The organism is Pseudomonas sivasensis (assembly GCF_021391435.1).
Lineage (GTDB): Bacteria > Pseudomonadota > Gammaproteobacteria > Pseudomonadales > Pseudomonadaceae > Aquipseudomonas > Aquipseudomonas sivasensis.
Genome location: NZ_CP090029.1, coordinates 2238911 through 2251664, shown reverse-complemented (window position 1 = coordinate 2251664; position 12754 = coordinate 2238911). Strand labels below are relative to the sequence as shown.

The 12754-nt window shown below is 61.9% G+C and carries 11 protein-coding genes; 9 read left to right on the top strand and 2 right to left on the bottom strand.

Translation table 11 applies throughout. The annotated features are described in order from the left end of the window. Nucleotides 1-25: 25 nt before the first annotated feature. On the top strand, nt 26-931 hold the full coding sequence (locus LRO94_RS10260) for an alpha/beta fold hydrolase (RefSeq protein ID WP_095186466.1): 906 nt from the start codon (nt 26-28) through the stop codon (nt 929-931). A gap of 148 nt (nt 932-1079) precedes the next feature. Here LRO94_RS10260 and LRO94_RS10255 read toward each other — a convergent pair whose 3' ends face one another. Beyond that, nucleotides 1080-2048: a GlxA family transcriptional regulator gene (locus LRO94_RS10255; RefSeq protein ID WP_032888242.1), complete on the bottom strand. Its 969-nt coding sequence runs from the start codon at nt 2046-2048 to the stop codon at nt 1080-1082. A 90-nt stretch (nt 2049-2138) separates the two neighbouring features. On the opposite strand from LRO94_RS10255, the gene inhA reads away from it, so the two are divergent. Further along, nucleotides 2139-2819, top strand: coding sequence for an isonitrile hydratase (gene inhA / locus LRO94_RS10250; RefSeq protein ID WP_032888239.1), 681 nt, complete (start codon nt 2139-2141; stop codon nt 2817-2819). Between the two features lie 51 nt (nt 2820-2870). On the opposite strand, the gene LRO94_RS10245 is transcribed toward inhA, so the two are convergent. After that, nucleotides 2871-3500, bottom strand: a complete 630-nt coding sequence (locus tag LRO94_RS10245) for a LysE family translocator (protein WP_032888237.1) — start codon at nt 3498-3500, stop codon at nt 2871-2873. A 158-nt stretch (nt 3501-3658) separates the two neighbouring features. Here LRO94_RS10245 and LRO94_RS10240 point away from each other — a divergent pair, with 158 nt between their 5' ends. The 7 genes from LRO94_RS10240 to LRO94_RS10210 all read left to right on the top strand — a co-directional run bounded on the left by LRO94_RS10240 (nt 3659) and on the right by LRO94_RS10210 (nt 12753). Further along, a complete protein-coding gene (locus tag LRO94_RS10240; RefSeq protein WP_032888235.1) occupies nt 3659-4174 on the top strand; it encodes a sigma-70 family RNA polymerase sigma factor in 516 nt (171 codons plus the stop codon). Continuing rightward, complete coding sequence (locus tag LRO94_RS10235) at nt 4161-5111, top strand: FecR domain-containing protein (RefSeq protein WP_179179280.1); 951 nt, start codon at nt 4161-4163, stop codon at nt 5109-5111. Before LRO94_RS10240 ends, LRO94_RS10235 begins: the two co-directional genes overlap by 14 nt. A gap of 105 nt (nt 5112-5216) precedes the next feature. After that, nucleotides 5217-7703: a TonB-dependent siderophore receptor gene (locus LRO94_RS10230; protein ID WP_179179281.1), complete on the top strand. Its 2487-nt coding sequence runs from the start codon at nt 5217-5219 to the stop codon at nt 7701-7703. Nucleotides 7704-8134: 431 nt separating this feature from the next. Continuing rightward, nucleotides 8135-9574: an undecaprenyl-phosphate glucose phosphotransferase gene (locus LRO94_RS10225; RefSeq protein ID WP_179179282.1), complete on the top strand. Its 1440-nt coding sequence runs from the start codon at nt 8135-8137 to the stop codon at nt 9572-9574. Continuing rightward, nucleotides 9574-11034 (top strand): mannose-1-phosphate guanylyltransferase/mannose-6-phosphate isomerase, encoded by a 1461-nt coding sequence (locus tag LRO94_RS10220; protein WP_179179283.1) that lies wholly within the window; start codon nt 9574-9576, stop codon nt 11032-11034. The genes LRO94_RS10225 and LRO94_RS10220 overlap by 1 nt, the downstream gene beginning before the upstream one ends. Nucleotide 11035: 1 nt before the next feature. Beyond that, complete coding sequence (locus LRO94_RS10215; RefSeq protein WP_032888224.1) at nt 11036-11947, top strand: glycosyltransferase family 2 protein; 912 nt, start codon at nt 11036-11038, stop codon at nt 11945-11947. A gap of 29 nt (nt 11948-11976) precedes the next feature. Next, nucleotides 11977-12753: a polysaccharide biosynthesis/export family protein gene (locus LRO94_RS10210; RefSeq protein WP_032888222.1), complete on the top strand. Its 777-nt coding sequence runs from the start codon at nt 11977-11979 to the stop codon at nt 12751-12753. Nucleotide 12754: the final 1 nt, after the last annotated feature.

The window sequence follows — 12754 nt, the reverse complement described above, 5'->3', positions numbered from 1 at the left end:
CGCTGGCCAACCACGGAGCCCAACCATGACCCTGACCGCCCCATTGCTCCACGCGCAAACCTCCATGCTCGACATCGCCTATGAAGCCCACGGCCCTGCCGACGGTGAGCCGGTGATCCTGCTGCATGGTTTCCCTTACGACCCGCGCGCTTACGACGCCATTGCCCCGGTGCTCGCCGGGCGCGGCTGCCGGGTGTTGGTGCCGTACCTGCGCGGTTATGGCCCCACGCGTTTTATCAACGCGCAGGTAATGCGTTCCGGGCAACAGGCCGCGTTAGCCAAGGATCTGCTGGAGTTCATGGATACGCTGGGTATCGCGCAAGCCACGCTGGCGGGTTATGACTGGGGTGGGCGCGCCGCGTGTATCGTCGCCGCGCTGTGGCCGCAGCGGGTGCGCGGGCTGGTGACCGGGGATGGCTACAACATCCAGAACATCGCCAAGTCGCTCAAGCCTCGGGCGCCGGTGACGGAGCATCGGTTGTGGTACCAGTATTACTTTCACACCCAGCGCGGTGTGGACGGGTTGACCGCCAACCGTCGCGAGCTCTGCCAATTGCTATGGGCGCTGTGGTCGCCGTCATGGGCCGAGGGGCCGGACCTGTATGGGCAGACGGCGCCGTCCTTCGATAACCCGGACTTTGTCGAGGTGGTGATTCACTCTTACCGCCACCGTTTCATGTATGCGCCCGGCGATCCGGCGCTGGAAGCCATCGAGCAGGCGTTGGCGATGCAACCGGCGATCTCGGTCCCGAGCATCTCGTTGTGCGGTGCCGATGACGGCGTAGGCCCACCGCCGGAAGAGGACGATGACGTGGAGCACTTCAGCGGTTTTTACCGACGTCAGGTGTTGCCCGGCGTGGGCCACAATATTCCCCAGGAAGCACCGCAGGCGACCCTGTCAGCGATCATCGAGCTACTCGATAGGGCTTAAGGCACTGCGGCAATCCTGAAGCTGAACACGCTGCCCTGCCCCTCCTCGCTCTCAGCTCGGAGGGCGCCGCCGTAGGCTTCGATAAAAACCCCGCCCGCTGTGGGTGGGAGGCCAACATAGCACCTTGGTTCAACGGTGTACTTTTCGTTCAGGCCAGTGCGCAAAAGCGTTCGCGGTAGGCCTGGGGCGTGACCGACAAGGCCCGCAAAAAGCTGCGGCGCAGGGTTTCTTCACTGCCAAAACCGCACTGCACGGCGATACGTTTGATTGACGCATTGCTGTCTGCCAATTGCCGGCGGGCGGTTTCGACGCGGATCAGCTCGACGGCGCGCGCTGGGGTTTGCCCGGTTTCGGCGCGGTAGTGGCGCACAAAGCTGCGCTCGCTCATGCCGGCCTGGGCGGCCAGGGTCGGGATGTTCAATTCCAAAGTGAGGTTTTCGGCCATCCAGGCGTGGAGTTCTGCGAAGCGGCTGTCGCCCTTTTGCAGGGACAGGGTCACGCTGAACTGCGATTGGCCGCCGGGGCGCTTGAGAAACACCACCAGGTGCCGCGCCACTTCCAGCGCTACCGCGCCGCCGAGATCTTCTTCCACCAAGGCCAGGCAAAGGTCGATGCCGGCGGTGACACCGGCCGACGTCCACACGGCGCCCTGCTGGATGAAGATCGGATTGGACTCCACCGTCAGCGAAGGAAACCGGCGCGCCAATTCCTCGCAGCGCGTCCAGTGAGTCGCCACGCGACAGCCATCGAGCATGCCGCTGGCGGCCAGCAAAAATGCGCCCGTGCACACCGAGGTCATGCGTCGGGTATGCCGGGCCTTTTCCCGAACCCAGTCCACCAGCGCCAAGTCTTCGGAGGCGCCATAAACGCCCCAGCCGCCAGCGATTACCAAGGTATCGCAAGGCGCATCGACGGCGGGCAGCGGTTCGGCTACCAGGGCCAGCCCGGCAGAGGTCATCACCGGCGCGCTTTGAGCAGCGATCACCGAGACCGCATAAGGCAGTGGCAGGCCGCGCTGGCGGGCCAAGTCATTGGCGGAAGCGAACACCTGCAACGGCCCGGTCACGTCAAGCACTTGGGCGTTATCGAAAGCGAGGACGTGGACAATTCTGGGCATGATTGGCGTAATTCGTGGGGTCAATGGCGTATTCGCCAAAGCCTAGGCCTCTAGAGTGAAGCCGTCCACCTCTTTATCGGAGCATCCTTGATGACCTTGCAGATCGGCTTTGTGTTGTTTCCCGGCATCCAGCAACTGGACCTGACCGGCCCCTATGACGTGCTGGGTTCGCTGCCGGACGTGAAATTGCACCTGGTGTGGAAAGACCTGGCGCCGGTCACCTCCAGCACTGGGTTGGTGTTTACACCGACCACCACCTACGCCGACTGCCCCAACCTGGATGTGCTCTGCGTGCCCGGCGGTTCCGGCGTGGGTGCGCTGATGGAAGACCCGGCCACCCTGGATTTCCTCAAGACCCAGGCCCAGACCGCACGCTATGTGACCTCGGTGTGCACCGGCTCGCTGGTACTCGGCGCGGCGGGTCTGCTGCGCGGCCGCAAGGCCACCACCCACTGGGCCTACCACGACATGCTCGCCCCCCTCGGTGCTATCCCGGTGCAGGAGCGCGTAGTGCGTGACGGCAACCTGTTTACCGGGGGTGGAATCACCGCGGGGATCGACTTCGCGCTGGTGCTGGCGGCCGAGTTATACAGCGAAGCGGCGGCGCAACTGGTGCAGTTGCAGATCGAATATGCACCGGCACCGCCGTTCGATTCGGGCAGCCCGCAGACGGCGCCTGCGCATGTCCTGGAAGAGGCGAAGAAGCGCACGCTGGAATCGCGCAGGGTGCGCGGTGAGATCACCGCACGGGCGGCGGCGCGGTTGGGCTGACATGGACGCGCGCCGCTAGCTCTTGCCTGGCGTGCTCCCCGCCACCCAAGATCAGTTGGGACGAGACATCACCGCCAGGCGCACCGCCAGCAGCATCAGTACCGTCGCCAGGCCCCACTTCTGCAGCCAGGCGCTGTTTGAACGCCTGGCAAAGAATCGGCTGAGCGCCCCGCCAAAACACCCCAGCAGTACGTGAAATACACCGGCAATCACGGTCAGCACCCCGCCGAGCACCATCAGCTGCATGGCAATGGGCCCGGCCTCGGGCCTTACGAACTGCGGCAGGAATACCAGAAAAAACAGCAACGCCTTAGGGTTGAGCAAGCTGTTGAGCATCGCCTGCCAACAGACTTGGCCCAAGGCCACACGGTTGATGTGAGCCATGTCCAGGCCAGGGCTTTTCTGCAAGGTCTTGAACACCAGCCACAGCAGGTAGATCACTCCCGCATAGCGGATCACATCAAAGGATGGCGGCCAACTGGCGACCAGCGCCGTCACCCCGCTGGCGGTCAATACCGTCAGCAGCAGGTCCGCCACACAGATGCCCAACGCCGACGCCATTGCTCCGCGCCAGCCGTGGGTCACGCCATGGCTGATGACAAAAGCCATGTTCGGCCCCGGTGATAGCAACAACAGCACCACGGCACCGGAAAATATCGCCAGGGTCGCCACGTCGATCATGCTCAGCCCTCCACCAGGAAAGCCCGCAGACTAATCGGCGCGCCTTGGGCAAACAAAAAATTGTGCTGGATACATTGCTTGCCAGTGATTGCTCAACGCCACGACCAACGTCTAGAATGCGAAACATTATCAATTAAGACTGCTGCGCCAGGATGCCCATGTCGAGCGATCACCCACTGGACCATGCCGCCATCGGCCAGCTGTACCATGCCCATCATTCGTGGTTGCGCGGCTGGTTGAGTCGGCGCACCGGTTGCCGTGAGCATGCCGCCGACCTGGCCCAGGAAACCTTCGTGCGCCTGCTCAATGCGCGCAAGCAGCAGACGGTGCAGCAGCCGCGCGCGTACCTGAGCAGCATCGCGCGCAGCCTGATGATCGACCAGTACCGGCGCCGTGAACTGGAGCGTGCCTACCTCGAAAGCCTCGCGCATTTTCCGCAGGCTGAAGTGCCGTCGGAGGAAACCCGGCGGCTGATCCTCGACAGCCTCGAACGTATCGACCGCCTGCTCGACCAACTCAAGCCGCGCGTGCGCGAAGCGTTCCTGTTGGCCCAACTTGATGGCCTGACCTGCGCCCAGATCGCCCTGCGTCTGGGCGTGTCCAAAGCGACCGTGGAGCGCGACCTGTCCAAGGCGCTGCACGCCTGTTATCGGTTGCGTTATGCCGAACTATGACCCGCGCCTCGTAGACCAGGCCATCCAGTGGATGATCACGCTGCGCTTCAACACAGCCGACGACGCCAGCACCGCCGCATTTGACCGCTGGCTGCACACCAGCGCCGAACACCAGCAAGTGTGGCAGCGGGTGGCGACGATGAATGACGACTTCAGCCAACTACCGGCCCAGGTCGGGCGCCATGCCCTGCGGGGTGCGCGCCAACGCATCAGCCGTCGTGATGGCTTGAAACTGCTCGGGCTGATGGCCGGCGCAGCCGGTTTGACCTGGCTTGGCCGCGACTACACGCCGCTGCCGGCCCTGATGGCCGATTACCGTACCGTCACCGGCGAACGACGCTGGGTGGCGCTGAACGATGGCAGCAACATCCAGCTCAACAGCGCCAGCGCTTTCGATACGGCGTTCAATCAAGAGCGGCGCCTGGTGCACCTGCGCCAGAGTGAAATCCTGGTCAATACCGGCGTCGACAGCCGACCTTTCTGGGTGCAGACCCGCGACGGTTACTTGCGCGCCATTGGCACCCGCTTCCTGGTACGCGAAGACGCCCAAGGCACATTGCTCGCCGTGCAACAGGGCAGCGTGGCGCTGTTTGCCGACCGTCACGACACCCACGCACAGCAGTTGATAAAGCCGGGCGAACAGGTGCTGTTCGACCGCAATGGCATCCGCCCTCCCCTCGCCAATGGACTCGACCCTTGGGCCTGGAGCGATGGCGTGATCAGCGCCCACAACATGCGCCTGGATGACTTCCTCGCCGAGCTGGGCCGCTATCGAAACGGCCTGCTGCGGTGCAGCGAAGCGGTCGCCGGGATGCGCGTGTCGGGCACCTATCAGTTGGACGATACCGATCAAGTGCTCAGCCTGGTGGCGCATTCACTCAAGGTCGACGTCACCTACCGCAGCCGTTATTGGGTGACTGTTTCACCCCGCGTATAACCCTTCAAAAATAAATGAGGTGAATTCGCATTACCGCTCGACCTGTTAGGAAAGGCCGATCAACAGGCCGGTTCTGTTCACTTCCTTCAGGAGCATCCCGCGGTCATGCAAGCGTTCCCCTCCCAACGTTCCCCCCTCAAGCGCGCAGCGCAGGCCGCTTTGCTCGGCGCCTGCCTGAGTGGCGCGGCTGTGCCATTGGCCGTGATGGCTCAAACCCCAGCCAGTGACATCCAGGCCCGCGACTGGCATATCGCCGCCGGCCCCCTGGCCGATGCGCTGGACCAGTTCGCCCGTCAGGCCAGTATCAGCCTGTCGTATGACGCCACCAGCGTCGCCGGCAAGGCCAGCCCAGGCCTCAACGGCCGCTTCGACCCGCAACAGGCCCTCGGCCAGTTGTTGCGAGGCCAAGGCCTGGAAGCCCAGCGCCAGGGCAACAACACGTGGTTGCTGCTGCCCGAAGTGGCCGAAACCGGCGCTCTGAACCTGGGCGCCACGATGGTCACCGGCGAGCGCTTGGGCGTCATCACCGACGGCACCGGTTCGTACACCACCGGCGCAGTGACCATTGGCAAAGGCGAACACAGCCTGAGGGAAACGCCGCAATCGGTCAGTGTGCTGACCCGCCAACTCATGGATGACCAGAACCTCACCACCATCGACGATGTGATGGAACGCACGCCGGGGATCACCACCTACGAGTCGCCCATGGGCGGCAAGTACTTCTATTCCCGTGGCTTCAAGATGCTCGGCCAATACCAGTACGACGGCGTGCCGTTGGACATGGGCAAAGACTACGTACAAGCCGACAGTTTCAGCGCCAACATGGCGATCTACGACCGAGTGGAAGTGCTCAAGGGTGCGGCCGGGATGCTAAAGGGCGCCGGCACCGCCAGCGGCGCGGTGAACTTCGTGCGCAAGCGGCCCCAGGCCAATCCCACCACCAGCCTGTCGTTGTCCGCCGGCACCTGGGACAACTACCGCGCCGACGTCGACACCGGCGGCTCGATGAATGACAGCGGTACTATTCGCGTCCGCGCAGCGATCAGCCAGCAGGAGCGCGGCTCTTACATGGACATCCAGAAGCGCCAGGACCAAGCGTTCTACGGCGCGCTGGACATCGACCTAAGCCCCGAAACCACCCTGGGCGTCGGTGCCAGTTACGAAGACGTGGACGCCACACCGTGCTGGGGCGGCCTGCCCCGCTACGCCGATGGCAAAAGCGCCAACCTCAGCCGCTCCACTTGTCTGGGCCAGTCCTGGAACGACTGGCAAAGCCGGCGTACCACGTTCTTTGCCGACTTGACCCATCAACTCAACGATGACTGGAAACTCAAGGTGTCGGCGGTGCACAGCCGCAATCTGCAAGACACCAAGTACGCTGCCAGCGAAGGCACGATCGCCTACGGAGATCCGGCACCCACGGCCGGTTCCTATGCCGCATTGATGGACTACAACCACAAGGACTTCGGCCTCGACGCCTACGTCGATGGCACGTTCGAAGCCTTCGGCCTGGAACATGAGTTGATCCTCGGCGCCAACGGCAGCCGTGGCACTCAGGACGATGTCTACGCGATCCAGAGCCTGGCCTTGCGCCAGAGCATCTACCAACCTAATCGTCACTTCCCGGAACCGGCCGACAGCACCTTCTGGCCGAACATGTACCGTGGCGGCACGGTCAAGGAGACCGCTACCCAATACGGCACCTATGCCACATTGCGCCTGCGCCTGGCCGAGCCGCTGATGTTAATCGTCGGCAGCCGCGTCAGTTGGTACGAGAACCGTCGCCAATCCTACAACCTGGCCTGGGGCGAATGGGCTTCGCAGGATGCACGCACTCGGGAAACCGGCGAAGTCACACCGTTTGCCGCGCTGATCTACGACCTCAATGAGCACCTGTCGGTGTACGCCAGCTATGCGGATATCTTCCAGCCGCAGAGTTCCTACGCTACCGTCGACGGCGCTGCGCTCAAGCCGAAGATCGGCGACAACTACGAGTTGGGCATCAAGGGCGAATGGTTCGACGGACGCCTCAACAGCTCCCTAGCGCTGTTCCGCGCCCTTGAGAAAAACGGCGCCGAATCCGACTACACCACCCAATGCGCGACCTCAGCCGATGGCTATTGCTACACCGACAAAGGCAAGGTGCGCGCCCAGGGCATAGAGGCCGAAATCAGTGGTGAAGTGCTGGAACGCCTACAGCTGTTCGGCGGCTATACCTACACCCAGACCAAGTCCCTGAGCAACATCGAAGTCGCGAAGGAAGGTGGCGTTTCCAACACCTACGTGCCCCGCCACATGCTGCGTTTGTGGGGCGATTACCAACTCGACGGCGCGCTATCGAAATGGAGCGTCGGCACTGGGGTCAACGCCCAGAGCAGCAACTATCGTGTGCAGACCATTAAGCTCGAACAGCCCGGTTACGCCACTTGGAATGCGCGCCTGGCCTACCGCGTGGATGACACCTGGACCGTAGCGCTCAACGGCAACAATCTGTTTGATAAAACCTACTACAACACCGTGGGTACCGCCTCTTGGGGAAACTTTTATGGCGAACCGCGTAATTTTTCGGTGAGTTTGAAAGGCAACTTCTAATCCCGCGAAAGCCCCAGTGGCAAGGCACTTAGTGCGCCTTGCCACGCCCTCTTTGTCCCCCTTTCCTACCTCGTTCATAAAAAGGTTTTCCCGTTAAGCAGGAAAAATCTCACATTTATTCCTACACTCAAAAACACACCCCATCACCGAGTGTTCGGACAAGGAATGTCAATAAAATGCCGATAAAAAGACTGATTAACCCGTCTATCCTGCATGCCCCGCAACATCGTCAATCCGTTGACTAGCACTATGAAGGAAACACTCCTTAAGTCACTACCCCCGCGAAAAGCATTCAAATGGATTTATTTTTTTGAATGGATAGTTGCGTATTACCCAGCGTAGCCGTAGTTCGAAGTGCCTTTAAAGCAACCCGTTGCTTTATTGAACAAACAATCGAACAAGCGCGACTGGAGTGCAATGAGGGATGTTTTATGCGAGAAAAGTCGTCCGTCGACAGTCTGTTTTTAACGCGTGCCGGTTTTGTTGAGTTCTTTGTTGTTTTCGTCAAATTCATACATGGCCTGATCGCCATTTTGCCCCCGTTGGTCCTGGTGATTTTCATCGACCCGATGGACCCAGAGCTACGCGGTCATTTCCTCGGCCTATTGGTATTTTTCGCGGTCCTGACGATCATTCTGTTCCAGGCCCTGGGCATCTATTCCGAAGAGTTATTCAGCAACCGGTTGCGTCTGAAAACCAAGATCAAAGCCTGGTCGGCGGCGTTTTGCATCCTGCTGTTCATGTACCAGATCCTGCAGTTTTTCCCGCTATTGACCCCGCGCAACCTGGTGGCGTGGTACGTCGCCAGCCTCTGCTTGTTCTGCCTGGAACGCCTGCTGATGCTGCGCCTGTACCGCCACCTGATGCGCAAGGGAAAATACCTTCAACGCACGGTGATCCTGGGCTTTACCGACACCGCCGTGCATGTGGCCGACCACCTGCAACGCAACGGCGATATCCGTTCCGGGCTGATCGGTTTTATCGACGACCGCACTGAACGCATCCCCAAGGAATTGAGCCGCCTGCCCTTGCTGGGAAACACCCGTGACCTGGAAAAACTGATCCGCGCCGAGCAGGTAAACCAGGTGATGATCTGCCTGCCTTGGGCCGCCGAGCAGCGCATTCATGGGCTGGTCAATCGCCTGCGGCAGCTGTCGGTGAACGTGATGCTGGTGCCCGACATGGCCGCCTTGCGCTACGGCCACAGCAAAATCACCGACGTCGGCGGCATCCTGATGTTCAACACCTCGCAACTGCCGTTGCGCGGCTGGTCGCCGGTGATTAAGCGCTTGGAGGATTGCTTCCTCGCCAGCCTGGCGCTGGTGTGTCTGTCGCCGGTGATGGTGGTCACGGCGATTGCGATCAAACTCGATTCCAAGGGCCCGGTGCTGTTCCGCCAGAACCGTTACGGCTACAACGACAACGAAATCCGCGTCTTCAAGTTCCGCTCCATGTACACCGACCAGAGCGACTTCACCGCCGAACGCCAGACCACTCGCCAGGACCCACGCATCACTCGGGTGGGCCGCATCATCCGCAAGACCAGCATCGACGAGCTGCCGCAGTTGTTCAACGTGCTGCTGGGCAACATGTCGATGGTCGGCCCGCGCCCGCACGCCACGGCGACCAAGGCCGCCGGTGTCCCGTTCGAAGTGGCGGTGAGCGAGTACAGCTCGCGCCACCGCGTGAAGCCAGGCATCACCGGCTGGGCGCAGATCAATGGCTACCGGGGTGAAACCGACACGCTGTTCAAGATCCAGAAACGCGTCGAATACGACCTGGAGTACATCTCCAAATGGTCGGTGTGGTTTGACCTGTACATCGTCTTCATGACGGTCCCCGCCGTCCTTTCCACCAAGGAAGTCTATTGATGAATACCCTCAACGGATTAATTCCCTGCATCGTTTCCGGTGGTTCGGGCACACGGCTGTGGCCGGTGTCGCGACAGAACATGCCCAAGCCCTTCATGCGCATGCGTGACGGCCAGAGCCTGCTGCAAAAAACCTTTCAGCGCGCAGCCAAATTGCCTGGGGTGGAAAGCGTGCTGACGGTGACCAATCGCGACCTGCTGTTCCGCACCCTGGATGACTACCGACCGGTCAACAACGCCCACCTGCCCCTGGACCTGTTGCTGGAACCGTTCGGCCGCAACACAGCGGCGGCCATCGCCGTGGCAGCGTTGCATGTGCAGGAACATTTCGGCGGCGACGCGCAGTTGCTGGTGATGCCCGCCGACCATTTAATCCTCAATGAAGCCGCGTTCGCCGAGGCCGTGACTCAGGCCCGCGACCTGGCCGAAGCCGGCTACCTGGTGACCTTCGGCATCCAGCCCGACCATGCAGAAACCGGCTTCGGCTACATCGAACAGGGCGAAAAACTGAGCCACGGTAACCGCGTAAAACGCTTCGTCGAGAAACCCGACCTGGTCACCGCCCAAGGCTACCTCGACGGCGGCAAGCACCTGTGGAATGCCGGCATGTTCTGCTTTAAGGCCAGCACCCTGGTAGACGAACTGGCCGCCCATGCCCCCGACGTTCTGGAAGCCGCACGCGCCGCGCTGGAGCGCAGCCAGAGCCTGCAAAACAAAACCTCGCGCCAGCGTGAGTTGGACGCCGATGGCTTTGCCAGTGCGCCGGATATTTCCATCGATGTGGCACTGATGGAAAAGTCCAACCAAGTGGCCGTGGTGCCCTGTGACATTGGCTGGAGCGATATCGGCTCGTGGGAAGCCCTGCGCCAGCTCACCCCCAGCGACGCCCAGGGCAACCAGGTCAATGGCGAAGCAATTTTGCATGACGTACACAACTGCTACATCGACTCACCCAAGCGCGTATTGGGCGCCGTGGGCGTGCGCGACCTGATCATCGTCGACACCCCCGACGCCTTGCTGATCGCCGACGCCCACCGCAGCCAGGACGTGCGCTACATCGTCGCCGAGCTCAAGCGCCAGAACCATCCGGCGTACAGCCTGCACCGCACCGTCACCCGGCCGTGGGGCACCTACACCGTGTTGGAGGAAAGCAGCCGCTTCAAGATCAAGCGCATCGTGGTCAAGCCCCAGGCGTCGTTGTCGCTGCAGATGCACCACCACCGCAGCGAGCACTGGGTGGTGGTCAGCGGCGCGGCGCAGATCACCAACGGCGAGCGGGAGTTCCTGATCAACGCCAACGAGTCCACCTACATTCCGGCCGGGCACAAACACCGGCTGACCAACCCCGGCATCATCGACCTGGTGATGATCGAGGTGCAGAGCGGCGAGTACCTGGGTGAAGACGACATCGTGCGCTTCGACGACATCTACGGCCGTGCGCCTGCCGACGTGAAAAAATGACATGCGCACCTCCTTGATCATCCCGACCCGTAACGCATCCAGCCACCTGGCACGCCTGCTGCCGGCGCTGAAGATGCAAACCCTGCAACCGGACGAAATGCTGGTGGTGGACAGCGCCTCCAGCGATGACACCGTGGCGCGTTTTCGAGAGTTCGGAGCACGGGTCGAAGTGATCGACGCCCGTGACTTCAACCACGGCGGCACCCGCCGTTGGGCCAGCGAGCAGGTTGGCGGCGACGCGTTGTTCGTGATGACCCAGGACGCTATTCCCGCCACGCCCGAGACGTTCGCCAACCTGCTCGCCGAGTTGCAGGAGGACCCGCTCAATGGCGTCGCCTATGGGCGCCAACTCCCCCACCCTGACGCGGGTGTACTGGGCGCGCAATCGCGACACTTCAACTACCCGGAGCACAGCCGCAGCAAAAGCCTGGCCGACGCGCCCACGCTTGGGATCAAGACCTGCTTCAGCTCCGACTCATTCTCCGTGTACCGACGCAGCGCACTGCACGCGGTGGGTGGTTTCCCCGCCGACGTGATCGGCAGCGAAGACGCCTACGTCGCCGCGCGCATGCTTCTCGACGGCTATAAGGTGCGCTACGCCGCTACGGCGCTGGTGCATCACTCCCACGATTACAAACTCATGGACGAGTTTCACCGCTACTTCGATATCGGCGTGTTCTACGGCCGTGAGCCGTGGATCAAGCAGGCCTTTGGCGACGCGGGTGGCGAAGGCAAACGCTATGTAATGGCTGAACTCGCAGCCTTGCGCAAAGCCGGCGCCTTGCACCGCGTGCCGGAGGTGCTGGTGCGCAGCGCGTTCAAATTGCTCGGTTACCGCCTGGGCCATCTTGAGCGTCGTCTGCCTCTCGCCCTCAAGCGGCGCATCAGCATGTTTCCCGGTTATTGGAGGTGAGCATCATGACCCACAGGAAGTCCCCCTTGATGAAACGAACCCTGCTCGTCGTGGCCATGATGGCTCTGGCCGCCTGTAATACACCGGCGCGCATCGTGCCGCCCGACAGCCAGACCGTCGAGGACGGCAAGCGCGCCCTCGACCAACTGGCCCAGTTGCCACCGGCGGTGGAACGCATCCGCATCGGCGACCAGTTGCGCATCGTGCGTGATGCCGGCGAGATGCCGACGCTGTCGGCGTTCAACGTCAGCACGATCTACGAGTTGACGCTGTACACCGTGCAGACCGACGGCAAGATCAACTACCCGTTCCTGGGGCCAATCCAGGTTGCGGGGCGCCAGCCTTCGGAGCTGGCGACAGAGCTGACCGGCAAGCTCGCGCAGACATACCGCGAGCCGCGTGTGACGGTGAACATCAATCAGGCGCCGGGCAGCTCGGTCATTGTCGGCGGCGCGGTGAATAACCCGACGGCGGTGCAGATCGCCACGGCCAACACGCTGGAACAGGCGATTATCGGCGCCGGCGGGGTGAGCCCGGCGGGCAATGCCAGCATGGTTGCGCTGCTGCGCGAAGATGCCCAGGGCGCCTATCGCGCCTATTTCCTGGACTTCAGCCAACTGCTCAAGACCGGCCCCAATGGGCGCAAACCGGTGCACCTGCAACGCGGCGATGTGGTGTTCGTGCCCAAATCCAACGTGGGCGAGCGCATCCAGGGAGTGGATACCTACATGAACCAACTGATCCCGTTCACCAAGTCCATTGGGGTTGGCTACAACTACACACGCACCAGCGGCGGCAATAACTAAA

Excerpts from the sequence above, each read along its gene's own strand:
- LRO94_RS10260 (WP_095186466.1), top strand. The coding sequence starts at position 26 with ATGACCCTGACCGCCCCATTGCTCCACGCGCAAACCTCCATGCTCGAC.
- LRO94_RS10245 (WP_032888237.1), bottom strand. The coding sequence starts at position 3,500 with ATGATCGACGTGGCGACCCTGGCGATATTTTCCGGTGCCGTGGTGCTG.
- LRO94_RS10240 (WP_032888235.1), top strand. The coding sequence starts at position 3,659 with ATGTCGAGCGATCACCCACTGGACCATGCCGCCATCGGCCAGCTGTAC.
- LRO94_RS10210 (WP_032888222.1), top strand. The coding sequence starts at position 11,977 with ATGAAACGAACCCTGCTCGTCGTGGCCATGATGGCTCTGGCCGCCTGT.
- LRO94_RS10215 (WP_032888224.1), top strand. The coding sequence starts at position 11,036 with ATGCGCACCTCCTTGATCATCCCGACCCGTAACGCATCCAGCCACCTG.
- LRO94_RS10225 (WP_179179282.1), top strand. The coding sequence starts at position 8,135 with ATGCGAGAAAAGTCGTCCGTCGACAGTCTGTTTTTAACGCGTGCCGGT.
- inhA (WP_032888239.1), top strand. The coding sequence starts at position 2,139 with ATGACCTTGCAGATCGGCTTTGTGTTGTTTCCCGGCATCCAGCAACTG.
- LRO94_RS10230 (WP_179179281.1), top strand. The coding sequence starts at position 5,217 with ATGCAAGCGTTCCCCTCCCAACGTTCCCCCCTCAAGCGCGCAGCGCAG.
- LRO94_RS10220 (WP_179179283.1), top strand. The coding sequence starts at position 9,574 with ATGAATACCCTCAACGGATTAATTCCCTGCATCGTTTCCGGTGGTTCG.
- LRO94_RS10255 (WP_032888242.1), bottom strand. The coding sequence starts at position 2,048 with ATGCCCAGAATTGTCCACGTCCTCGCTTTCGATAACGCCCAAGTGCTT.
- LRO94_RS10235 (WP_179179280.1), top strand. The coding sequence starts at position 4,161 with ATGCCGAACTATGACCCGCGCCTCGTAGACCAGGCCATCCAGTGGATG.